20 protein-coding genes and 1 pseudogene are annotated in these 22,240 nt (G+C 63.1%); 7 read left to right on the forward strand and 14 right to left on the reverse strand.

The annotated features are described in order from the left end of the window. Positions 1–232 precede the first annotated feature (232 nt). Positions 233–712 carry a VOC family protein gene (locus MESS2_RS07565; protein WP_008873573.1) on the forward strand — a complete coding sequence of 160 codons (480 nt, stop codon included), beginning with the start codon at positions 233–235 and terminating at the stop codon, positions 710–712. A 69-nt stretch (positions 713–781) separates the two neighbouring features. Here MESS2_RS07565 and MESS2_RS07570 read toward each other — a convergent pair whose 3' ends face one another. Both MESS2_RS07570 and MESS2_RS07575 read right to left on the reverse strand, forming a co-directional pair. Further along, a complete protein-coding gene (locus MESS2_RS07570; protein WP_008873574.1) occupies positions 782–1,141 on the reverse strand; it encodes a hypothetical protein in 360 nt (119 codons plus the stop codon). An 83-nt stretch (positions 1,142–1,224) separates the two neighbouring features. Beyond that, positions 1,225–2,124 carry a DMT family transporter gene (locus tag MESS2_RS07575; RefSeq protein WP_008873575.1) on the reverse strand — a complete coding sequence of 300 codons (900 nt, stop codon included), beginning with the start codon at positions 2,122–2,124 and terminating at the stop codon, positions 1,225–1,227. A 772-nt stretch (positions 2,125–2,896) separates the two neighbouring features. Here MESS2_RS07575 and MESS2_RS07580 point away from each other — a divergent pair. After that, positions 2,897–4,369, forward strand: coding sequence for an HsdM family class I SAM-dependent methyltransferase (locus MESS2_RS07580; protein WP_244439907.1), 1,473 nt, complete (start codon positions 2,897–2,899; stop codon positions 4,367–4,369). After that, positions 4,366–5,508, forward strand: a complete 1,143-nt coding sequence (locus MESS2_RS07585; protein ID WP_008873578.1) for a BsuBI/PstI family type II restriction endonuclease — start codon at positions 4,366–4,368, stop codon at positions 5,506–5,508. The genes MESS2_RS07580 and MESS2_RS07585 overlap by 4 nt, the downstream gene beginning before the upstream one ends. On the opposite strand, the gene MESS2_RS07590 is transcribed toward MESS2_RS07585, so the two are convergent. From MESS2_RS07590 to MESS2_RS07625, 8 genes are all read right to left on the reverse strand, one after another. Then, complete coding sequence (locus MESS2_RS07590; RefSeq protein ID WP_040592463.1) at positions 5,471–6,451, reverse strand: ABC transporter permease; 981 nt, start codon at positions 6,449–6,451, stop codon at positions 5,471–5,473. The two genes, MESS2_RS07585 and MESS2_RS07590, sit on opposite strands and share 38 nt — an antisense overlap. A 262-nt stretch (positions 6,452–6,713) precedes the next feature. Beyond that, positions 6,714–7,685 (reverse strand): ABC transporter permease, encoded by a 972-nt coding sequence (locus MESS2_RS07595; protein WP_008873581.1) that lies wholly within the window; start codon positions 7,683–7,685, stop codon positions 6,714–6,716. Next, positions 7,682–9,232 (reverse strand): sugar ABC transporter ATP-binding protein, encoded by a 1,551-nt coding sequence (locus tag MESS2_RS07600; RefSeq protein WP_008873582.1) that lies wholly within the window; start codon positions 9,230–9,232, stop codon positions 7,682–7,684. Before MESS2_RS07600 ends, MESS2_RS07595 begins: the two co-directional genes overlap by 4 nt. 163 nt (positions 9,233–9,395) lie before the next feature. Further along, positions 9,396–10,445, reverse strand: a complete 1,050-nt coding sequence (locus tag MESS2_RS07605) for an ABC transporter substrate-binding protein (protein WP_008873583.1) — start codon at positions 10,443–10,445, stop codon at positions 9,396–9,398. A 76-nt stretch (positions 10,446–10,521) separates the two neighbouring features. Next, positions 10,522–11,436 (reverse strand): sugar phosphate isomerase/epimerase family protein, encoded by a 915-nt coding sequence (locus MESS2_RS07610; RefSeq protein ID WP_008873584.1) that lies wholly within the window; start codon positions 11,434–11,436, stop codon positions 10,522–10,524. A 37-nt stretch (positions 11,437–11,473) separates the two neighbouring features. Beyond that, positions 11,474–13,015: a mannitol dehydrogenase family protein gene (locus MESS2_RS07615; RefSeq protein WP_008873585.1), complete on the reverse strand. Its 1,542-nt coding sequence runs from the start codon at positions 13,013–13,015 to the stop codon at positions 11,474–11,476. After that, positions 13,012–13,794, reverse strand: coding sequence for an SDR family oxidoreductase (locus MESS2_RS07620; RefSeq protein ID WP_008873586.1), 783 nt, complete (start codon positions 13,792–13,794; stop codon positions 13,012–13,014). Before MESS2_RS07620 ends, MESS2_RS07615 begins: the two co-directional genes overlap by 4 nt. Positions 13,795–13,864: 70 nt before the next feature. Next, positions 13,865–14,767: a MurR/RpiR family transcriptional regulator gene (locus MESS2_RS07625; RefSeq protein ID WP_008873588.1), complete on the reverse strand. Its 903-nt coding sequence runs from the start codon at positions 14,765–14,767 to the stop codon at positions 13,865–13,867. A gap of 358 nt (positions 14,768–15,125) precedes the next feature. Between MESS2_RS07625 and MESS2_RS07630 the strand changes: the two genes are divergently transcribed. Together MESS2_RS07630 and MESS2_RS07635 are read left to right on the forward strand one after the other, a co-directional pair. Then, a complete protein-coding gene (locus tag MESS2_RS07630; RefSeq protein WP_008873589.1) occupies positions 15,126–16,256 on the forward strand; it encodes a Gfo/Idh/MocA family protein in 1,131 nt (376 codons plus the stop codon). Between the two features lie 163 nt (positions 16,257–16,419). Beyond that, positions 16,420–16,902, forward strand: coding sequence for a hypothetical protein (locus tag MESS2_RS07635; protein WP_008873590.1), 483 nt, complete (start codon positions 16,420–16,422; stop codon positions 16,900–16,902). Positions 16,903–17,051: 149 nt separating this feature from the next. On the opposite strand, the gene MESS2_RS07640 is transcribed toward MESS2_RS07635, so the two are convergent. Together MESS2_RS07640 and MESS2_RS07645 are read right to left on the reverse strand one after the other, a co-directional pair. Then, the gene (locus MESS2_RS07640) at positions 17,052–18,302 is read right to left on the reverse strand and encodes an MgtC/SapB family protein (RefSeq protein WP_008873592.1); all 1,251 of its coding nucleotides are present in this window, start codon (positions 18,300–18,302) and stop codon (positions 17,052–17,054) included. A 12-nt stretch (positions 18,303–18,314) separates the two neighbouring features. Then, on the reverse strand, positions 18,315–18,719 hold the full coding sequence (locus tag MESS2_RS07645; RefSeq protein WP_008873593.1) for a thioredoxin family protein: 405 nt from the start codon (positions 18,717–18,719) through the stop codon (positions 18,315–18,317). A 147-nt stretch (positions 18,720–18,866) separates the two neighbouring features. On the opposite strand from MESS2_RS07645, the pseudogene MESS2_RS33930 reads away from it, so the two are divergent. Further along, positions 18,867–18,941: pseudogene (locus MESS2_RS33930) on the forward strand (multicopper oxidase domain-containing protein); the annotation flags it as partial. A 92-nt stretch (positions 18,942–19,033) separates the two neighbouring features. On the opposite strand, the gene MESS2_RS30175 reads toward MESS2_RS33930, so the two are convergent. Then, positions 19,034–20,941, reverse strand: a complete 1,908-nt coding sequence (locus MESS2_RS30175; protein WP_008873595.1) for an acyltransferase family protein — start codon at positions 20,939–20,941, stop codon at positions 19,034–19,036. 380 nt (positions 20,942–21,321) lie between these two features. Here MESS2_RS30175 and MESS2_RS07655 point away from each other — a divergent pair, with 380 nt between their 5' ends. Next, a complete protein-coding gene (locus tag MESS2_RS07655; RefSeq protein ID WP_008873596.1) occupies positions 21,322–21,720 on the forward strand; it encodes a hypothetical protein in 399 nt (132 codons plus the stop codon). 2 nt (positions 21,721–21,722) lie between these two features. Here MESS2_RS07655 and MESS2_RS07660 read toward each other — a convergent pair whose 3' ends face one another. Beyond that, positions 21,723–22,013 (reverse strand): hypothetical protein, encoded by a 291-nt coding sequence (locus MESS2_RS07660; RefSeq protein ID WP_008873597.1) that lies wholly within the window; start codon positions 22,011–22,013, stop codon positions 21,723–21,725. Between the last annotated feature and the right edge of the window lie 227 nt (positions 22,014–22,240).

The raw sequence follows: 22,240 nt of genomic DNA on the forward strand, positions 1-22,240 counted from the left end.
AGACTTCCGTTGGCGCTGACCTCGGAAAATTGCCTGCCTTTTCGGCGCCAAAGAGGAAGTAAGGCGCGCGGCAGCGTTCCCTCCCCTTGTGGGGAGGGTTAGGGTGGGGGTCCTCTTCGCAAGAATCAATATGTGAATCCCCGCGACCAGGGTGGAGAAAAGCAGTCGGCGACCTATTTCGGAAAAGGGCACGCGAGACGAAAATCTGGCTTTCAACGGAAAGGACCATGCAATGCCAATTCCGAAGAATACGATTTGCCTCTGGTACGACAAGGATGCGGAGGCCGCGGCCCGCTTCTATGCCGAGACCTTTCCCGACAGCGCGGTGAGTGCCATCCATCGTGCCCCCAGCGACTATCCGTCGGGCAAGAAGGGCGACGTGTTGACGGTCGAGTTCACCGTTGCCGGCGTTCCCTGTCTCGGCCTCAACGGCGGTCCGGCGTTCAAGCAGAGCGAGGCCTTCTCGTTCCAGATCGCCACCGACGATCAAGAGGAAACCGACCGCTACTGGAATGCCATCGTCGACAATGGCGGCCAGGAGAGCGCCTGCGGCTGGTGCAAGGACAAATGGGACCTGTCCTGGCAAATCACGCCGCGCACGCTGACCGAGGCGATGGCGGCCGGCGGCGACGAAGCCAAGCGCGCCTTCGATGCGATGATGGAGATGAAGAAGATCGACGTCGCCGCGATCGACGCGGCACGGCGCGGCTGACGCGCCATGTCCGCTTAGCGCCGGAAGCCGGCTTTCCCCTCGTCGGCGAAGGAAGGCGGGTCGTGGTGCCTAGGGATATTTCGTCTGATTTGCACGGGCGTCCTGGGGATCGCCCTCCAACTCCTTTGGCAGTGGCAGGCCTGAGCACTGCAAGTGCATCTCGCGGGCGAACAGCTTTCGCTGCTTCTGCTCATGCTCCTTGATGGCTGCCACCAGCCCTAACGAGTACGGGCCAAGCAAGACGCCGAAGCCCCACCCCGGGTGCTCTTTTTCGCGTGCGTCGTAGTCCGAAGCCGCCATGCGGGCTTGCTGGCATTCCGGCGACAGCCATTTCGGGTCTTGCTGCGAAAGCGACGCTTCGTAGACGACCGGAGAGGTCACGCATCCAGCCAATGTCGCGGCCAAGGCGACGACTACCGCAATTCTCATCCCGAACCCCCAAAGTATTGTGGAGAGTTATACAAAAATCTTCTTTCCACAAGCTCCGGGCCAATTCCTCGCCGTCAGGATTTCTACGCCACGCGTGGTTGAGCCGGCCTGGGTTTGACCACGGTGGCGAGCACGATACCGGCGACGATGAAGGCCGCCCCGACCAGATCGTAGTCGTGCAAGCCCTCTCCGAGCAGCAGATAGGCGAGTATGGCGACGAACACCGTCTGCAGATAGAGCAGCATGCTCGCCCGGCTCGCGCCAAGCGTTTCCACGCTTTTGTTGTAGAGATAGTACATCAAGGCGCCGCCGGGGCCGGCCAGATAGGCGAGCGCGAGCACGCTGTCGACGTCCATGGTGGAGCGTTCGTCGTTGAACAATTCCCATAGATGGAACGGCAGGGCGACCAGCGCGCCGGCGCCGAGCAGCAGCACGACCATCGGCAGGAGTTCGATGCCGAATTTGGCGCGGCGCAACAGAACAGTGTACAGGCCCCAGCAGAACGCGCTGCCGACGATCCACAACTCGCCGGCGTTGAACTTGAGTTGCAGCAGCGCCGTCAGGTCCCCGCGCGCGACGATGAAAACCATCCCGGCGAGCGCAACAACCGCGCCAAGCGACTTCCACAGCCCGAGCGGCTCGCCAAGCACGAAACGGGCAAGCACCATCGTCATCACAGGCGACAGCGCCATGATGATGCCGGCCGTGGTGGCGTCGGTGTCGTTGAGGCCATGGTAGATCATGCCCTGGCACAGCGTCAGGCCGATCGCCCCCACGGCGACGACCTCCAGGGCGCGCGTCCGCAAAAGCCCGATCATCGCCTCGTGATGACGGTGCACGATCGGCAGCAGGATGGCGCAAGCCAGCGCCAGCCGCCAGAAACAGAGCCCCCAGGGCGGCATTTCAGGCGCCACCCATTTGGCCGCGATATAGACACCAGCCGAAAGCAGCCAGCACAGCACGGCGGCCGGATAGCCGGTCATGGAGGATATGGCACGACAGCTGGTTGCGCTGCTGGATGCGCTATCGGCACTGCCTGCATGTCATGCCCCCTTCGATGACGTTAGCCCGAGGGGGTAATATAGCTCGCGTCGGTGGGTCGTGCATCTCGTTTTGAAAGGGGATGAGGCCCGGTGGCCTTGTGCCCCTCGACGGGCGCGGAGATTCTTTCCCTGAGTGGAAAATGCGCCCAGACTTCGAGGGTGGTTACTTGCAAGCCGCGCACGCTGACAGAGACGCGCGCGTTCGACGCGATGATGGACACGACGAAGATCGACGTCGCGGTGATCGAGGCGGTGCGCCTAACGCGCCAGTAGTTGCCACAAGGGCGCGTTCGCTACGACTTCCACATGGAACATAACAAGAACATGTGATAGGCTATCGCGTAGACGGGTTTAGCAGGCTACGGTCGACCGGATGGGAGAAGTTTCACAGATTCGCTTGTCGGAGTTGCGTGCGACGTCGCCGTCCGTGGTGGACGGATGCACACTGAGATTCGCGCGCGGAGAACTGTCGAAAGCGCGACTTCTGGCGCGCGCCTGGTCCGAGACGATCGACGAATGCGATCGCGAGACCTATGCAGTTTCACTGACCCGCCACGCCCTGGAAGCTTTGTCCAGGTCCATCGGCGTTTCCCCAGCATTGTGCCCCTCGCTCGCCTTCGACACGGAGCAGTTGGACGAGCCCGCATCCGCGCTTGCAAACACCATCGGAGAAACTGCCGGACGGCTGCCTATTCTTGAAGCTCTCCATCTCGTGACCAGCCTTTATCCGATCCTGTTGCCAACGAAGGAGCGTGGCGAACGCGGTGCCTTCTACACGCCGCCGGCCTTGGTCAATCGCCTTCTCGATCAGGCTGAAGAAGAAGGCCTCGATTGGCGTACTGCGCGGGTTCTTGATCCCGCTGCCGGCGGTGGGACATTTCTGTTTCATGCCGCACATCGCATGATCGCCGCGCTCGGCGAGTGCGAGCCTGCTTTCGCGCTCAGCCATGTCGGCACAAGGCTTGCTGGTTTCGAGCTCGACCCTCACGCGGCCATGCTCGCCCAGGGTGCGCTGGAGATCGCTCTTGCCGAGGTTGCGACCAAGGCTGGCCGTGCTGCCCCTACCATTGTGACGGCCTGCAGTACGCTTGAAGCCGAGCCGGAGCCGGTCTTCGATCTCGTCGTCGGCAATCCGCCCTACGGGCGTGTCTCGCTGCTACCCGAACTGCGAGAGCGCTATGCGCGCAGCCTTTACGGTCACGCCAATCTCTATGGCGTTTTCACCGATGCTGCGCTGCGCTGGACAAAACGCGGCGGCCTAGTCGCCTTTCTTACGCCGACAAGCTTTCTTGGTGGCCATTACTATTCTGCGCTGCGCAGCCTTCTCGCCAGGGAGGCACCACCCGTCGCGATCGACTTCGTGCATGCGCGGCGCGGCGTTTTCGAGGATGTACTGCAGGAGACGCTGCTTGCCGTCTACAAGCGCGGCGCTCAACCGCAGCGCGCGCAGATACACTATTTGACCGTCGCGTCGGAAACCGAGGCCAAGGTTACCCGCAATGGCACGATAGGCTTGCCATCCGATCGCACCGCACCCTGGCTCGCTCCGCGCACACCCGAGCACAGCCGACTTATCGCTCGGGCCGAAACGATGATGCATCGCCTTGCCGATTGGGGCTACGAGGTCTCGACCGGCCCGCTCGTTTGGAACCGCTTCAAGGATCAATTGCGCGATCGCGCCGGCGGCGAGGGCGTTCATCCATTAATCTGGGCGGAATCTGTTACCTTTGACGGTCAATTCACTTATCGCGCTTACAAGAAGAACCACGCTCCCTATTTCAAACTGGAGGTTGGCGATGACTGGCTGCTTGTCGAGGAGCCCTGCGTTCTCGTTCAGCGCACGACTGCCAAGGAGCAGGCCCGCCGCCTGATCGCCGCTGAGCTTCCGGAAGAGTTCATCGATACATATGGCGGCGTCGTTGTCGAAAACCATCTCAACATGGTCCGCGCGATCGGCAGCACCAAAGTGCCGGCGGCAGTCCTCGCGGCTCTGTTGAACAGCCGTGTCGTCGACGATCTTTTTCGCTGTATCAGCGGCAGCGTCGCCGTCTCAGCCTTCGAGCTCGAAGCGCTCCCCTTGCCTTCGCCCGAGTGCACCAAGGCGCTGACGAAGCTTGTTACAGCGCGAGCAACACGGGAGCGGATCCAGGTGGAATGCGACCGCCTCTACGGTGAGTTTACATGACAGCGCGGCCGCCCTTTGCGACACGCGACCTCATCGCCGAACGACTGCCGCTGATTTTTCCTGAAGGCACACCGAACTGCATCTATTGCATACGGGAACTTGCTGCCAGCACCGTGTTTGCCGCAATCTATATCGGCGCGGTCGAAGGTTCAGGGCGATTTCTTGGCCCGGTCCATGTCTATCGCATGACCCGCGAGCAGGCAGCGCTGGCGGACGATGCCGATCGAGATGCCTACACCGCCGCCGTCTTGCGGAAGAACGGCATCGTTGCGGGATCACGCTGGTATGCAGACAATACGCGCGAGCCCATTCGTGACGAGACGCTGCGAGACGGCTTGGTGGCGATCGGCGCCGTCCTGCGTCGCGAGGATTTGCCGACAACTTCAAGTCAACCTCGCTATGCGCTGAAAGCGGACTTTTCCACACTGTTTGATCCGACGCTGGAAGGCGAAGCGCTGGAAGTCGCTATCGCGAACTTCCAGGAAACGCACCTCAGCAAGGGCGCGCTGGCCCGCGTGACCATCATGCGCGCTGGTGCCGCCGCCAACGCTACCGGCATTCGAGTCACCTTTCCGAATGGCGAAACGAGGCTGCTTGCGCCAGGGCCGAGTTCGATCATTGCACAAGCCGTCATTGAGGTGTTCGCCAAGCGATTCCTGGCCGCTCCCGCCATGCTATGGCTGAGCGAGAGCGGCAACAAGGTGGTCATTCGCGATGACGCCATTGCCAGTGCGATCGGTCTCAAGATCGAGGCTGACAAGAACCTGCCCGACATCATCCTCGCCGATCTCGGCCACAAGGAACCCTTGATCCTGTTCGTTGAAGTCGTGGCGACTGATGGCGCGATCACGGATCGCCGACGCGATGCCATCCATGCTGTCACGGATGCGGCTGGTTTTGACCGAAAACAGATTGCGTTCCTCACAGCCTATCAGGATCGCCAATCTGCCGGCTTCAAGAAGACTGTCGCCCAACTCGCCTGGGGGTCATTCGCCTGGTTCGTATCGGAACCCACCCAACTTCTCGTGCTTCATGATGGCACGGCCGACGAGCGCTCACTCGGAAGTTTGCCCTGGGCCTCGCTAGCTATAGCACCACCCCCTACCTCTCCTCCACAATCCGCAAATACGCCGCCGTGACAAACAGCACGATCAGGCCAAACAGTATCCGCCGCGCGCCCTCCGGCATTTGCAGGATGGTCAGCAGCGTGGTCAGCACGGTGAGGATGAGCGCGCCGATGATGGTGCCGGTGTAGCCGCCGCGCCCGCCGAAGATCGAGGTCCCGCCGATCACGGCCGCCGCCACCGAAGGCAGCACCAGCGGTTCGGCGAGCGACAGTGACGGCGCCTTGATCAGGCCGATATAGAGCAGGCCGGTGACGCCGGCGAGCACGCTGGAGATGACGTAGAGCGCGGTGATCACCTGCCAGTATTGCACGCCGGACAGGCGCGTCGCGCGCTCACTGTCGCCGACGGCGTAGAGCAGGCGGCCGAAGCCGGTGCGGCTGAGCGTGAAGACGATGAGGGCGGCCAGCGGCACGAACAGAAGCAGGGCGTTGGGGAAGCCATAGGTCACGCCGGTGCCGAGCCAGGCGAGGAAGTCGGGGATCTTGGCGCCCGAGGCGATCACCGTGCGCTGGTAGACCTGCAGGCAGCCGGTGCCGATCAGGCTGGTGCCCAGCGTCATGATCAGCGGATGGACGCGGAAGACGCCGACGCCGATGCCGTTGACCAGGCCGATCAGCACCGCCGGCATCATCGCCAGCAGGAAGGCCACCGCCGGGTCCTGGTTGACGACTTGCGTTGCCATGATGAAGGCGCTCATCGTCGCCACCGTGCCGACCGAGAGGTCGATGCCGCCGGTCAGCATGGTCATGGTCTGGCAGCCGGCGAGGATCGCCAGCGGTATGGCAAATTTGATGGTATTGGCGATCCAGCGCTCGTTGACGATGCCGGGGCGCAGGACCTGCAGGATCACCACCAGGATGACGAGCAGGATGATCAGCGGGATTAGCGGCCGGTCGGCCATGAAGCGTTTCAGGCGACGGCCGAAGGGGACGGGTTGGATCGCTGATATACTCATGGGGTGGCTCGCGATTGGGGTGGCGCGATGTTGATGTGATTGTCGGTTGGAGATGGCGCTCTACGGCGCCCCCCTCTGTCCTGCCGGACATCTCCCCCTCTAGGGGGGAGATTGGCGGCTTTGGCGCCGGCGTTCTTCCTGCAACGTTGGAAAGTGGCGAAATCGGTGGTGCCGTCCGATCTCCCCCCTAGAGGGGGAGATGTCCGGCAGGACAGAGGGGGGCGCGAAGGAACGCCGACTTCATGCCGATGCGCGCCACTCATCATTGCCGCCCCCGCATCGTAATAAACGCGCCGAACATCACCACGGCGACCATGATGGCGCCCTCGATGATGGCGGTGACGTTGGGGTCGATGGCGAGCAGCGTCAGGTCGGTGCGCACCAGCCGCAGAACGAAGACGGCGACGATGGGCCCGAGCAAGCCGCCCTTGCCGCCGCCGAGCGCCACGCCGCCCAGCACCACGGCGGCGACGCTGGCGAGCAGATAGGGGCCGGGGATGGGCGCGCCGATGCCGGTGCTCATGGTCAGCGCCAGCCCGCCGAAAGCGGCAAACAGGCCGGACAGCGCATAGGCGATGATGCGGGTGCGCGCGACCGGCACGCCGCTGCGGAACGCCGCCAATTCGCTCGAGCCGATGGCGTAGATGGAGAGGCCGAGCTTTGAGCGTCTGAGCGGGATCCAGATGATGCACAGGCAAATGATCAGCACCAGCAGCGCCTTCGGCAGCCAGGCGTCGATGGCATCGGGCAGGCCGGGTATCGGCACGGTGCCCGATATGAGGCCCTTCAGCCATTCGGCGACGGCGCCGCCGGGCGCATCGAGCACCAGCAGGGCCGCGCCCTGCAGGACGAAGAGCATGGCGAGCGTGACGACGATGTCGGGCACGCGGGTGACGATGATGAGGATGCCGTTGACGGCGCCAAGGACAAAACCCATGGCCAGCACGAAGGGAACGACGAACAGCGCGTATTCCTCCGAGGCGCCGTTCATCATCGAGGCGGCGGTGACGCTGGTCAGCGCCATCATGGCGGCGACCGACAGGTCGATGCCGCCGGCGATGACGACGACGGTCTGCGCGGCGACGGCGAAGGCGTAAGGCAGCACGGCCCGCGCGAGCGAGCCGAAATCGCCGCTGCCATAGCCGGGCTGGATCAGCTTGGTGATGATGAACAGGATCACCAGGAGGGCGAACAGGCCGGCGACCCAGCCCTGGCGGCGCAAGAGACGGCTCATGGCGCCGCCACCGGCGTGGTCGAATCCGAAATATTCGCTGTGGGGTCGGCAAGAATGCCGACATCGGCCTTGGCGCCGCGCGGCAGGCCGTAGGCGGCGCGCATCAGCGCCGGTTCGTCGGTCTCCTCGACCGGAAAGATATCGACGACGCGGCCGCCGAAGATGACGATGACGCGGTCGCAGACTCGCTGCACCTCTTCCAGCTCGGAGGTGTAGAACAGCACCGACTTGCCGTGGCCGGCGAGCTCGCGCAGCAGTTTGTAGATCTCCTGCTTGGTGCCGACATCGATGCCGCGCGTCGGGTCGAAGCACAGGATGGTGCGGGCATCGGCGGCGATCCAGCGGGCAATGGTCACCTTCTGCTGGTTGCCACCGGACAGGCGCTGCACCTCGCCTTGCGCGCGGGTGTCGATCTGCAGCCGCTCGATGGCGCTGACCACCCTGGCGCGCTCCTGGCGCATATTGATCGGCCCCCAGTTGCGCAAGGCGGCGCTGAAGGGCAGCGCGATGTTCTCGCGTACCGACCGCTGCATGGCGAGCGCCTCGGCGCGGTCGCCCGGCACATAGGCGAGACCGGCGCGGATGGCGTCGATCGGGTGAGAGAATTTCACCGGCTGGCCATCGACCTCGATGGTTCCGCCCGATGGCCGGATCGAGCCGGCAAGGGCGGAAAACAGCTCGTCCTGGCCCTGGCCTTCGAGCGCCACGACGCCGGCAACCTCGCCATCGGCGAGATCGAAGGAGACATCGTTGAGCTTGGTGCCGACGCGCAGATTGCGCACGCCAAGGCGCGGACGCCCGGTCGCGGCGTTCCGGCTGGCGCCGCGGGCGGCGACATGGGTCTTGACAATGCGGGCGCCGAGCATCAGCTCGACGATCTTTTCCTCCACACCCGGCACGATGTCGACGACGCCGACCGTCTCGCCGTCGCGCAGCACGGTGGCGCGGTCGCACAGCGCCGAGATCTCGACGAAGCGGTGGGAAATGAAAATCACCGCGCGGCCACTGTCGCCCTGGCGGCGCACGACTTCCAGCACTTTCTCGGCAAGGTTGGCGGGAAGTGCGGCGGTCATCTCGTCGAGCAGCAGCACGTCGGGCTCGACGGCCAGCGCACGCGCCAGATCGAGGACGCGCAGTACGGCCAGCGGGATGTCGCGCGCGGTGTCGCGGATGTCGAGGTCGGGAATGCCGAGCTCGCGCACCCAGGCGCGGAACGGCTCGACCGGCGTGCCGGTCAGGCGCAAATTGGAGAGCACGTCGAGATCGGGGATCAGCGACGGTTCCTGGTATACGGGCAACAGGCCGGCGCGGCGCGCGGCGGCGGGCGAGCGCACGTCGCGGGCCTCGCCGCGGATCAGGATGCGTCCGGCATCGGCGCGAATGGCGCCGGTCAGGATCTTCACCAGCGTCGACTTGCCGGCGCCATTGGCGCCCATCAGCGCGTGAACCTCGCCCGGCAGGACGGACAGCGACGCGTTGCGCAGCGCGGCAACCGCGCCGTAATTCTTGGCGACGCCGGTGGCGTCGAGGAGTGGGTTGGCGGTCAAATTTTGCGGTTCTCGTTTCAGAATCTCTTTTGCTGGCGCTCTACGGCGCCCCCCTCTGATGTCCGGCAGGACAGAGGGGGGCGCCGTAGAGCGCTAACCTATTAAATCTCTGCATAGCGAGGACGGCAAATTCGCCGACCTCGCTATGCAGTTCAAGGCAGCCTTACTCGCCCGGGCCCTTACACGCCACGATCTGCTCCTTGGTGTAGGTGGTCCAGTCCGGGATCGAGATCGAGACCGGCCATTCCGGGCTGAGCGACGGATCGGCCGCGGCCTTGAGCTTGGCCTTGCCTTCCTCGGTGGCGTTCTCCCAGAGCTGCGGCTCGACCAGCACGGTCTGCTGCGCCGGCTTCTTGCCGTCGAGGATCTGCAGCGCCAGCGTCACGCCGGCGCCACCGATCGAACCGGGGTTGGTGACCGCGGCGCCAACGAGATCCTTGACCGAGCTCAGCTGGCCGACGAAGCCGGCATTGTCGGCGCCGACGATAGGCACCAGCGGCGCCTGCGATTCGACCAGCGCATCGACGATGACGTTGTCGATGCCCGAGGTCCAGATGCCGTTGATCGGCGTTCCGGTGGCGAGGAAGGACAGCATCTGCTGCTTGGCCTGGTCTTGCTGCCAGCCGGTGAACACTTCCTGCGCGACCTTTACGTCGGGGAATTCGGCAAGCGCCTTCTTGAAGCCCTTGTCGCGGTCAGAGTCGGCGGAAGCGCCGGCGGCGCCGCGCATGTAGAACACCTCGCCCTTGCCGCCCATCTGCTGGAACAGCCATTTGGCGCCGAGATAGGCATACTGCTCCTGATTGTTGGAGATGATGTAGGCCGACGGTTCGGTGACCGCCTGGTCGACGGCAACGACGACGATGCCGGCCTTGGTGGCTTCCTCCAGGCCTGCCTTGATACCGGCCGGATCGGCCGGGTTGACGACGATGGCGTTGACCTTGGCGCTGATCAAATTGCGGATGTCCTCGAGCTGGCCGGCCGCGTCGGTGTTACGGTGGGCGATGTTCAGCTTCGTCACCTCGCCGGAAGCCAGCGCCTGCGCCTTCATCGCGCAGACCATCTCCTCGCGCCAGCCATTGCCTTGCACGGTGTTGGAGATGCCGATCGTGTATTTGCCCTCGGCAGACGAGACGCCCACCGAAGCCAGGAAGGCCGCGCCGGCAAGCAGCGGAATAGTGGGCAGCGGGACCATTGTCAGGTATTTCTTCATTTCAGACTTCCTCCACTTTGTTTTTCAGTTTCAGGCCAGATCCTGTCGACAGGATCAGGCCAAGCCTTTTGTGCCGTCATTTGACGAAGGGGCGCAGCACGTCGCGGGCGAGCAGGAAACCCCGCCTGACCTTGTCGTCGCTGCCTTCAAACCGCCGATCCTCGTGCTCGATGATGATGGGTCCGTCATAGCCGGCCCGGTAGAGGCCGGAGAAGATGACATTCCAGTCGACATCGCCGAGCCCCGGCATGCGCGGCACCTGCCAGCCTATGCCAGCCGAAAGGATTCCGCGCTGATACAATCCATCATGATCAATCATCAGGTCCTTGGCGTGGGCATGCAGCATGTAGGGGCCGAATTCCCTGATGAAGCGGGCCTGGTCGATCATCTGCCAGACCAGATGCGACGGATCGAAATTCATGCCGACATCGCCGCCCCAGGCTTCGAGAATGCGGCGCCAGACCTGCGGCGAATAGGCGATGTTGTGGCCGCCCGGCCACTCGTCATAGCTGAAGATCATCGGACAGTTCTCGAAGGCGAGCTTGACGCCATGGTCGCGCGCATGGGCAACGATCGCGGGCCAGACCTTGAGCGCTTCCTCCCAATTGACGTCGACGGGCCTGGAAGCATCGCCGCCGCAGAAGGTGTTGACGACAGGCACGCCCATATTGGCGGCCAGGACGATCACCTTCTTCAGATGGCCGATGACCGCCTCGCGATGAGTGGCATCCGGGTGCAGCGGATTGGGGTAATAGCCGAGGCCAGACACGGACAGGTTCTTCTGCGCCAGCGAGGCCACGATCTCCCTGGCCTGGGATGGCGAGGTCGAAGCCGCATCGATATGGCTGGTGCCGGCATAGCGCCGGCTGGCGCCGGAGGATTTCGGCCAGCAGGCGATTTCCAGCGCCTCGAAGCCGACCGAGCTCGACCAATCGGCGACCTCGCCGAGCGGTGTCTCCGCGAATGGTGCGGTGAGCAGTCCAAGCTTCATTTTGCCTCCCCTGGTCGTGAATTCACGACCAAACCTACTATGCCGATTGTGCCGGCCGCTTCAACCTGTGGCTGCCGCTTTGTTCCAGACTGCGCTTGACGGCGGCCATCGGGTCGTCCGAAAGCAGCCGGTCAAGCGCTGATGTAACGGCCCTGCGGAAGTCGCGGTTCGCGGCAAGGCCCGGGTCGAAAATGGTGTCGATGGCAAGGATGCCGGCCACCAGCGCTTCCGGGTCACGACCGGTTGCCTCGGCTATATCAGCGGCCTTGCCGGCATAGGGATCCGACACCGGCCAGCGCTTGCCGAACCGTGCCGAGGCCTGGATCAGATAGGCCATCCAGCCGGCGACGGGCACCGACAGCAGCGCGATGCTCTCGCCTTTCGCCAGGCGGTCGCGGATCGGGTTGAGCAGGCGCTGCACGATCTTTTGCGACCCATCGGTGGCGATCTGGTGATTGCGGTGGCGGATCGCGGTGTTGCGCAGACGCCCGAGGCACTGCTCGACATAGGCCAGCGGCGCCACGCCAGGCACCGGCATCAGGGTCGGCAGCGTCTCATCGACCAGCATGCGGCGAACGAAATCGGCAAGCAGCGGGTCGGCGATCGCATCCGATGTATGTTCGAGGCCGGCCAGCACGCCGAGCGTGGCCAGCGTGGTCTGGGCGCCGTTCAGCACCCGCATCTTGAGGTGCTCGAAGGGGGTGACGTCGCCGACGAAGCTTGCGCCGACCAGATCCCAGCGCGGCACGCGGCCGGCGAATTTCTGCTCGATCACCCATTGCCGGAACGGCTCGCCAACGACGACGGCGGCGTCGTGGTAGCCGAAACGCCGCGCCACCAGCTCGATGTCGGCCGGCGTGGTCGCCGGCGCAATGCGGTCGACCATGGCCGAGGGAAAGGCGACATTGCCGGCGATCCAGTCGGCCAGGCCGTTGTTGCGCCGGCTCGCAAGAGCCTGCACGACAGTCTCCAGGATGACGCCGTTGGTCGGGATGTTATCGCAGGAGAGCAGCGTCGCCGGACGCCCGTGCGAGGCCATGCGCAGCTCCAGCGCCCGCGCCAGTATGCCGGGCACGCTGCATGGCATCGTCGGGTTGGCGAGATCATGGACGATATCGGGATGGTCGAGATCGAGCGCGCCGCTTGACGGAATATGGCAATAGCCTTTTTCGGTCACCGTCATGGTCACCAGTTCGATTTCCGGCGAGGAGAGCACATCGAGCGCCGGTGCGGCACTGTCCTGGCTGTCGACAACCCGGGCGATGCTGCCGATGACGCGCGGCTCGACATGATTGTCTTGCCGGATCAGGCGCGTGTAGAGGCCGCCTTGGCTACCCAGGGTCTCGGCGAGGCGAGGCGGACGGATGTTGATGCCGACCACGCCCCAGGCATCCAAGCGGTGGGACAAGAGATCGTCGGTGTACTCGGCCTGGTGGCAGCGGTGGAAGGCGCCAACGCCGAGATGCGCCATGCCAGGCGCAAGTGCCGCCCGGTCGTAGGAGGGTTTCTGGATGGCGGAAGGAAGCCGGCTAAGCAGTTCCGGGCCGAGCGTTTCAAGCGGCGGGGAAGCGGCCCTCACCGGTTCGCTCCCACGACCCATTGCTCCTGGTCGATCAGCGCGCCGGTCATCGGTCCTGAAGCATCGGAAAGCAGGAAGACGGCGAGGTTCGCCACCTCGCTGGCAGCAAGCAGGCGGCCGAAGGGTTGCGATGCGTTCGCGGCGTCGAGCCAGCCGGGGCCAAGCCCAAGCGTCTGTGCCTGCATGATGCGTTCCGCCGGCGTGTCGGTCCAGCCGACATTGATGCCGTTGACGCGGATGCGGTCGAAGCGGTGCGCGTTGGCGGCGTTCCTGGTCAGCGTGGCGAGCGCGCCCTTGGTGGCGGAATAGACGGCCAATTCCGGCGAGCCGCAATGCGCATTGATCGACAGGATGTTGACGATGGCGCCGCCTTGCCCGCGCTTGATCATATCGGCGATCGCCGCCTGCATCAGGAAGAAAGGGGCGCGGGCATTGACAGCGAAAAGGGCAGCCCAATCGTCGAGATCGGCATCGAGGAAGGAAGCGCGGTCCGTCAGCCCGGCTGCGTTGACCAGCCCGTCGATGCGTCCGAAGCGGGAAACGCAGGCTTCCGCCAGCAGCGCCGGCGCAGCAAGGTCGGCAAGCTCGGCGGCGACAAAGGCGGTCGGCGTGCCGATGGCGGAAAGCTGAGCCGCGGCCTCCGCGCCGCGCTGTTCGTCGCGTCCGGTGATCAGCAAGCCGCCGGCGCCGCAACGCGCAAGCTCCTCGGCGATCGCGCGGCCGATGCCTTGCGTGGCGCCGGTGACCAGCACCACCTTGTCGTCAAGCCGAAGCTCCATTCCTCCTCCCGGAACAAAGTTTCTATTTTTCTAGATATGGAATGATAGTTCCCGTTAGTCAATCGTCCGGTCATTCTGTCCGGCGCGCGACGACCCCGTGGACCAAAGCCATGCCGACGGAGAGCGAGGCGGCCAGCGAGCGGAAGCCGGCGAAATCCTGCTCGACCACCTCCAGCCAGGTATCCGAAAGCTCGACCAGCGGAGAAAACGTGCTGTCGGTGATGGTGACGATGCGCGCCTTGCGTTCATAGGCAACGGCGACGAGATCCGGCGTGATCGAATTGTAGGGGCTGAAGGAGACAGCCAGCACCGCGTCGCGCGTCCCGATGCAGCCGACCTGGTCAAGTGCCGTGGAGCCGACATTGTCGACCAGCACATTGCGCACGCCCTGCTGCGACAGAGTGAGCGAGAGATAGGTGGTGACGGGAAAGGCGCGTTTGCTGCCAATCACATAAATGAGCTCGGCCGTCGCCAGGAGATCGACCATGCGCTCGAAACTGGCGATGTCGAAGTCCTTGTCGATGCGGCCAAGCGAGGCCTGCGAGGCGCCGACCATGCCATTGAGAAAATGCAGATTGGCGTTGGGCGCCGCGGCTTCCTGTTCCTGCCCGTCGCGCACCCGCCCTTCGGGCCAGGATCCCTTGACATGGTCCTTGAACAGACCCTGGAAATCGGAAAATCCGGCATATCCGAAGATCTGGGCGAAGCGCACCAGTGTCGAGGGCTGCACGCCGGCCTGCTCGGCGACCTGGGCGATGGTGCCCAGCGCGACATCACTCGGATGCTGCCACAGGAAGATGGCGACCTGGCGCAGGCGCTTTGGAAAATGCACCGTGCCGGACGACAGCACGGCGCGCAGTTCCTCATAGGTCTGCGGTTTGGTGTAGCCGAGCGCGGCCAGCGAGCGGCCCTGTTTTCTCGTCGCGACCTCGTCGGCGATGGATCGTCCTGATGACTTGCTGGCCCCACTCATAATTTCAGGCTAGCGCGATACGATCGTTTTACAATATGAAAATTGGAAATCGTGTTCGAAAGCGGTAGGGGTTCGGGTAGGGATTGGCGGAAGCCTCTCCAACGTCGTCATCCTAGGGCGAAGCAGGAGCGGAGCTCCGTCGCGGAGACCCTAGGATCCATGCCGCGACGGTTGTCGAGGAATGCAGCGGAAGAGAAGATTCTGCACCGTAGAATCGCTCTGATGTCACGGCATGGATCCTGGGGTCTGCGCCGCGTCGCTGCGCTCCTTGCTACGCCCCAGGATGACGAAGTGATAGGTGGAGGAGCTTGAAAATGGTCTATGCAGTCGCTGACGGCTCGATGCGCCAACGCTGGGCATGGTCGGGGGAGGCCGCAATGCCTTCATCGGCGCCATCCACCGGCTTGCGATGCGGCTCGACGACCAGATCGAGTTGGTCGCCGGCGCGCTGTCTTCCGATCCTGAAAACGCGGCCGCATCCGCCGCGGAGATCGGCATCGCCCAGGATCGAAGCTACGCCGACTATCATGCGATGGCGCGTGCCGAAGCGGAGCGGCCCGACGGCATCGAAGCCGTCGTCATCGTGACACCCAACCATCTGCACGCGCCGATCGCCACCGCTTTCCTCGAAGCCGGCATCGACGTCATCTGCGACAAGCCGCTGTCGACGACGCTCAGCGAGGCCGAAGCGCTGGTGGCGCTGGCGCGGGCGAAAAACCGCAAATTCGTCGTCACGCTCAACAACACCGGCTACGCCATGGTGCGGCAGGCACGCGAAATGGTGGCCGCCGGCGAACTCGGCCGCATCGTCTCCGTCCATGCCGCCTATATCCAGGACTGGCTGACACTGCCGATCGATGCGCAGGGCCAGAAGCAGGCGGAATGGCGCACCGACCCGGCGCGGGCCGGGCAATCGGCGGTGCTGGCCGACATCGGCGTGCACGCCTTCAACCTGGCGAGTTTTATCTCGGGCTGCGAGGCTGAAGCGGTTTCGGCCGACCTGTTCACCGCCGTGCCAGGGCGGCGGCTCGACGACAATGCGCATGTTCTGATGCGCTGGACGGGCGGCGCGCGCGGCACCATCCTGGCCAGCCAGACATCGCCCGGCCACTACAACGATCTCTCCGTGCGCATCTATGGCGACAAGGCCGGGCTCGAATGGTCTGGCGCGCGGCCGGAAGAGCTGCGCTTCTCCAGATATGGCGAGGAAACGCGCACGCTGGTGCGCGGCGGCCATGGCTCGACCGAGGCAAGCCGGCGGGTATCGCGCATGCCGGCAGCGCATCCGGAAGGCTATATCGAGGCCTTCGCCAATTTCTACCGCGATGCCGCAGATATCATCCGCGTCCATCGCTCGGGCGGCGCGGTCGATCCGGCGTTGGTCGCCCAGGTGCCCGACGTCGTCGACGGCGCACGCGGCGTGAAGTTCGTCGCGGCGGCCGTCGTTTCAAGTTCCGCCGGCGGGGCGTGGACGCCTGCCTTGTTTTAGAGTCTGGTTTTCAAATCCATCAGTTCCGCAGACACGCCAAGCAAGCAGCGGACAACGATGTCGTGAACTGACATGGGTTGACTCGATTGTCTGATTGCCTAAGTAGCGAGGAGAAAGATGGGGCGAGGCGCAAAATCCGATAGACGGTATGAGATTTTCCCGCATGCGAAAGCTCGCCCTGCTTTTTCTGTCGGCCATCACTGCCGTCTTGTCTTCCTGCGTGATCCCTGACGACACGTCGAGCGTTGCGAAGGAAGATGCTACGGCAGCGGCAGCCCGCAAAGAGATGATCGGCCTAAGCGAGGCAGACGTTCGAATGTGCGCCGGGTTTCCGACTGCCACGGCGGATGCAGATAAATCAGGCCGGATCTGGACCTATCAGCGCGTTGTTCAACGCGGCAATCTCAACATCGTGATCCCAACTTTGGCCGTGGGCGCGATCCCGGCGGTTGGAGGTTCTCTCAATGTCGCTCCTGGCGGCTATTGCAACACGCAAATTCGAATGATTGACGGCCGTGTTGCCGAGGTTGCCTACGCAGGCGACAACAACCTGCCGAACAATCGCGACGCGCTCTGTGTCAGCACGGTAGACGCCTGCGTGGCATATGCCCGCCAGCGCAGTCAAAAGGCGTCCAGGTTCAGGTGACGGGGAGCGTAGGGGATCCAGTGCAGCATCGCCAATACGGGCTGAGACAGCTTGGGCGGCCAAGGCTGGTGGAGCGCGCGCACCAATCCGCAGTTGGTCATATACAGCAGCCGATCCGCATCAAAGGGGGCTTGGTAGTTCCTGCACTGTCAGAAGTTCGGTAGCAGCATGGCGCAGTAGCCGGCGACTGCAGCGATCAGGGTCGCTACAACCAACGGCAACCAGAACCTGACCGGGCCGGCAAATATTGCCAGCGAGACGCGACCGATCGCGTTTGCCGCAAGCGCCGCGAGCACCGCCTGGCCCACGGTCTCGACAGGGACCGACTGCTTGACCAGGCGCAACGCGCTGAGCACCGAGACATCGACATCGAACGTGCCTGCAAGCGCCGAGCTCGCCAGCAGGCCGCGTCCGCCGAATTGAGCAGCCAACGCAGCGCTCGCGGTCGCCACGACCGCAAAGAGCAAAGCGAAGAGCAGCAACGGGACCAGTTCGAATGGATTGCGTGCCAGTGCGCCGCTCTTTTGATCTTCGCCGGCGCGAGCCAAAAGGAACGCTCCGCAGGCCGCGAAGACGAGCGCCGCGCCGATCGCGGGGATGCCGACCGTGACGAATACGCTTGGCTCGATGAGCAGAACCACGGCGCAAACGCGCAACACCGAAACCATCGCCGCCAGCGAAGCGGCGCCGGCAAGCGGCAGAGGATTGCTTGCCGACATGGCGTTGCGGGCAAGCGCCACGGTCACGGCGGTGGACGAGACGATTGCACCTGTGAGCGAGCTGACGAGCAGACCGCGCGTGGTTCCGAGGACACGAACGGCGACATAGCCAGCGAACGATATCGACGCCATCAGCACCGTGAGGAACCAGACCTCCCATGGATTGAAACCGCCCCACGGGTCCAGCGTCCGGTTTGGCAGCAAGGGCAAAACGATCGCGGTCATCACCGCCAGGATCAGCGCCGAACGAAGTTCGACCCAGGTCAAGCGCTTCAGAAGGCCATGCAGGATCTCGCGACTGGCAAGGACCGCCGCGAGTGCTGCCCCTCCGGCAGCCGCGGCCCGGTAATCGCCGGAGACGGAAAGGGCGCCGAGTGCGAACACGCCAAGGGCCGCTATGACTGCGGTAACGCTGAAATCCTTGTCATGGGCAGCCTCGCGCGCCTTGTACCAGGCGAAAATTGCGGCGAAGGCGATGAACCCGCCGACCAGCACGGAAACAGCGTCGAACGCACCGGCCAGCGCTGCGAGAATACCGCCGAGCAGACCGGATATGCCGAACGTTCGAATACCGGCCGTCCGGCTGTGATCGGGCGCGTCCCGTTCGCGCCAGCCGCGCTCCAATCCGACAAGCAGGCCTATTGCCAGCGCGAGCCCGAGCCGGGCGATGAGCGAATCCATGTCTGGCGGCCTTCAGGTGGCGGCCATCGGCAGATGGTTGCGAACCCACCTGACGATCTGCCCCGTTGTCATCGCGCCGGATGTGCGCGGCACCCCACGTCCGCCGCGGAAGAGGGTCGGGATGCCGCGAATGCCGGGCCTGGCTGCAACGGCCTGTTCATTATCGGAATTGAGTTTGATCATGCGAACACCCGTTTCCAGTTCGTTTGCTGCCGCTTGACAGGCCGGCACCGTCATCGTTCGGGGGTCGCACCAGCGCGCCCGGACTTCGACGGCAGGGACGCTGCTGCGCTTGATCTGATGATCGAAAATCTGGGCGTCGACGTCCGGATGGCCCGAGAACAGCTTGCTGCCGAAGTTTCCGCATTTCGCGTCCCGGCGGTGCGTGCCGGCGGCAGGCGGTTGACCCCGCCGCATTTGCCGCAAACCACCAGATTTTCCTGTGCCATGGCCATTCGCCTATTAATATCATCATTTATGTGCGTTGGAGACGGCCTTCGCCATGTCGGGTGCGTATCGCGGTTGGCGAGTGAAAGCTCCTTCTTCGATCACGAGGTTTCGATCGGCGACTGGCTGCTGCACTGCCATATCATCGAGCACCAGAAATCGGGGATGACGAGCTATGTCCGGGTGGTGTGAAGTGCGCCGAAGGTAAATCGAGGCTGGGTGACCGGCGTCGAGCCACTACATCTGCCGCAGGTTCGCCTGGGATCAGCGGCCTTTGCGGGGTATCATAGAGCGGGCGGCACATGATCGCTTGCGGAAGGCGTTCCATTGATCGAGGTCATCAGACGCTTGGCAACCAATATGGAACCGGATTTGGTAAGATGCGCATGGTCCCAGGACAGCGGCTCTTTGATCCCATCATGTTGCGCGGCTGAGATGCATAGGTCGCCGCTGCAAAGGAGATCGAGCAGAGAGTGGAACGATGTATTCTCGATGCCGTCCACTGCGTCGGCCACGCGGCGGTCTGAATCTCGAAGCCACGATAGCAGACCGGCATCGACGCGAGTGGTCATCCCCAATTGCAAGTCCTGACCCGCGCCAACCATGCGATCGGGCAGCGTCGGTCGCCATTGAGGCACCCCGCCAATGATGTAGATGGGTGCATCCGGCGAGATCCGCCGAATGGCATCTATCGTCGCCTGAAATGCGGATTTGTAGTCGAGACGGTGGGCCGCCCAGTCGGCGTGGATAAAAATCCGCTGATAGTGCCCGGTTTCAAGCGATGCCATGACGGCCTGGTTTATTGCCGCGCAGCGAGGATCACCGTTAGCGTCGAGCGGCGGACAGCGCGACGCCGTAAACTGGGCGAGGCCACCCGGCAATTTCGCGCGCAGACCTGGTGCCAGAGCCGCGGCGTGCGAGTCTCCCCAGATCAAGGACTGTCCGGCGGCACAGTCGGGTGAGAATTCCTCCGCCCCCTGATCGAGATCCAGGAAGCATGACCTCTCCCGATAGAGGCCGGATCTTTCATAGGCCTTGAAGGCCATGATCTCGCGCTGTTGATCGGATAGCCAGTAATCGAAGCCGTCCGCCCGGTCGATGGTGGTGCCGATCCCTGCAAGCAAGATCAGCGACAGCGTCGCCGGGGCGAGTAACCTTCCTTGTGGCATCAGGCGGCCTGCGCCCCCGGCGCGGAAGGGCCGTTCAACGAAACGCCAAGTCAGGGCCGCCAGAACGAATGAAAGCCCGAGCAATCCCGTAATTGCCCAGCCACTCAATTCCGCAGGAGCGAGAATCCCGGCAAAGGCGAATAGCGGCTGGTGCCACAGATAGAGACTGTAGCTGATGAGGCCGATCCCGACCGGGACAGGGTTCGATAGAAGTATGGCCGTCGGCGTCCCCTTCGTCGCGAACAGGATGATCAATACCGCCCCGCCGACCGGGAGCAACGCATAGGCGGAAGGGAACGGGGTTGCCGGATCATAGTAGAAGACGGACACGAGGATCATCACCAACCCCATCGCCGCCAATGCCGACCCGTATCGCCGTTTGGTCATCTCCGGCGCGAAGGCGCACAATGCGCCCGCCATCAATTCCCAGGCGCGCGTGGGCGCCAGATAGAAATTCGCCAAAGGGTCGTTTCTCCAGGCCCATTCGCCGAGCAGAAAACTGGCAATTCCGACCAGGGCGATCGAGACCACTGTCGCCTTCCTTCCGAACCGGAAAATCAGAAGGAGAGCGATCGGGAAGACGAGATAGAACTGTTCTTCAATGGCCAAGCTCCATGTATGGAGCAGCGGCAAGCGGCCAGCGAAGGCATCGAAATAGCCACTGTATCTCCAGAAATGGAAGTTGGAGACGAAAAGCGCCGTGGCCGAGACACTTTTGCCAAAGCTGGCAAAATCCGCCGGCTGCATAAACAGCCAGGCGAACGGAATGCAGCAAAGCACAACGAGCAGCAGTGCCGGCAAAATACGCCTGGCGCGCCTTTCGTAAAATTCGAAGAGGCTGAAACGACCGCTGGTGAGTTCCGCCGCGATGAGCGAGGTGATCAAATATCCGCTGACGACAAAAAAGACGTCGACACCGACATAGCCGCCGGAAAAATACGGCACATCAGCGTGGAACAGCAAAACGGGAATGACAGCGATGGCGCGGAGCCCGTCTATCTCACGACGGTATGCGATGCCCAAGACTATGCCCCCAACTGCCTGCATGGTTGCACGGCATTTCACAAGGCCAAGTGGGCGTTGAGGCCGCACTGCTGGCGTTGCCGGCGGCATTTTGCCGCCAAATGGTTAGGAGGAGGTGTCTGTTTAGGCGCTACACGTGGATTGTCCGCGCGACTGGCACATGGATCGACCAGGTCGGACCTAAGCGAAAACCGGCGGCAACAAATCAGCCGAGGGGACACAAGTAATCCGGCCTACTTAATGGCTCAGGCACTCGCTGCTATGCGGTAAAGCATTGCTCTTCATCCGTTCGGCCGATGCGCCTGGTCATGGCAAGTGAGATTTACAATTCGCAAGTGTTGCCGTGAGCCCGATCTTTTTGGATGAAAGACTGAAAAAAATTGTCGCATGTAGGAACATCTGTCATCACAGCAAGAATTGCTTTTCTGGCCACCCTGGCAGGCGTTCTCCTGCTGACCGTTTCGCCTGGGTGGCTTCTGCAGATGTCTGGCATCGCCATCACCCTTGGTCATGACAAACTCAATCACGCCGCTGCGTTTGCCGCACTGGTGGCCATCGGATATTTTGCCTGGCCGGGACACAGGGCAAAGCTGACTGTTCTCCTGGTTCTGACCGCCGCCGCGATCGAAGGTCTTCAGGGCTTGCAAATCATTGGGCGTAACCGGGATGCCTGGGACTGGGCCGCCGGCTGTGTCGGCATGGCGTGTGGGTTACAAATCGCGAACTGGACAAGCAATTTTGCCGGCTTCCTGAGATACGACAAGCGCACATCCCTGTAGCTTTAAGCGGTACCGTCCGTCTCACTTTCCCTATCCAGCGTCCGGACCGGCGGATGGGGATTGGTTTCCAGCCACTCGCGCAACACGATTAGAACAAGCTCCGTTCGACCGATCTTCATCTCGGTGGCGATCGAGTCGAGTGCATCCGCCGTCGCGGGCTCAAGCGAAATACCGGAGACGTTCCTGAGCACCAATGCTGCCCGGCGAAGGACAATTTGCAAATCGCCACGTGAGACCTCAGTGATGCGATCCGCAGCGCTTTCCAGTTCTTTGGCGATGGACAGGCGGGTCATGTCGATGTCCACTCAAGTTGCATGGGCGATGATGCTGTCAATCAAACGAAGATTCGACGGATTTGCTTCCTGACTCTTTCCATCTTTCGTAACGCGTAATCGGGAATTTCTGGCACAGGATGAGAATGTGCAGGCGTAACGATTTTTTCAGAGAGCGCTGAGCAGCCCGCCGTCATTCTCAAATACGGTGGCAAAAAGCAGAAGTTTCACTGAAAGTTGGCCGGCGC

Origin of the sequence: Mesorhizobium metallidurans STM 2683, from assembly GCF_000350085.1 — a bacterium.
Taxonomy (GTDB): domain Bacteria; phylum Pseudomonadota; class Alphaproteobacteria; order Rhizobiales; family Rhizobiaceae; genus Mesorhizobium; species Mesorhizobium metallidurans.

Bases quoted from the DNA above. Each gene is read 5' to 3' on its own strand.
- MESS2_RS07565 (WP_008873573.1), top strand. From the start codon at position 233: ATGCCAATTCCGAAGAATACGATTTGCCTCTGGTACGACAAGGATGCG.
- MESS2_RS07570 (WP_008873574.1), bottom strand. From the start codon at position 1,141: ATGAGAATTGCGGTAGTCGTCGCCTTGGCCGCGACATTGGCTGGATGC.
- MESS2_RS07575 (WP_008873575.1), bottom strand. From the start codon at position 2,124: ATGACCGGCTATCCGGCCGCCGTGCTGTGCTGGCTGCTTTCGGCTGGT.
- MESS2_RS07585 (WP_008873578.1), top strand. From the start codon at position 4,366: ATGACAGCGCGGCCGCCCTTTGCGACACGCGACCTCATCGCCGAACGA.
- MESS2_RS07590 (WP_040592463.1), bottom strand. From the start codon at position 6,451: ATGAGTATATCAGCGATCCAACCCGTCCCCTTCGGCCGTCGCCTGAAA.
- MESS2_RS07595 (WP_008873581.1), bottom strand. From the start codon at position 7,685: ATGAGCCGTCTCTTGCGCCGCCAGGGCTGGGTCGCCGGCCTGTTCGCC.
- MESS2_RS07605 (WP_008873583.1), bottom strand. From the start codon at position 10,445: ATGAAGAAATACCTGACAATGGTCCCGCTGCCCACTATTCCGCTGCTT.
- MESS2_RS07610 (WP_008873584.1), bottom strand. From the start codon at position 11,436: ATGAAGCTTGGACTGCTCACCGCACCATTCGCGGAGACACCGCTCGGC.
- MESS2_RS07620 (WP_008873586.1), bottom strand. From the start codon at position 13,794: ATGGAGCTTCGGCTTGACGACAAGGTGGTGCTGGTCACCGGCGCCACG.
- MESS2_RS07625 (WP_008873588.1), bottom strand. From the start codon at position 14,767: ATGAGTGGGGCCAGCAAGTCATCAGGACGATCCATCGCCGACGAGGTC.
- MESS2_RS07630 (WP_008873589.1), top strand. From the start codon at position 15,126: ATGGTCGGGGGAGGCCGCAATGCCTTCATCGGCGCCATCCACCGGCTT.
- MESS2_RS07635 (WP_008873590.1), top strand. From the start codon at position 16,420: ATGCGAAAGCTCGCCCTGCTTTTTCTGTCGGCCATCACTGCCGTCTTG.
- MESS2_RS07640 (WP_008873592.1), bottom strand. From the start codon at position 18,302: ATGGATTCGCTCATCGCCCGGCTCGGGCTCGCGCTGGCAATAGGCCTG.
- MESS2_RS07645 (WP_008873593.1), bottom strand. From the start codon at position 18,719: ATGCGGCGGGGTCAACCGCCTGCCGCCGGCACGCACCGCCGGGACGCG.
- MESS2_RS07660 (WP_008873597.1), bottom strand. From the start codon at position 22,013: ATGACCCGCCTGTCCATCGCCAAAGAACTGGAAAGCGCTGCGGATCGC.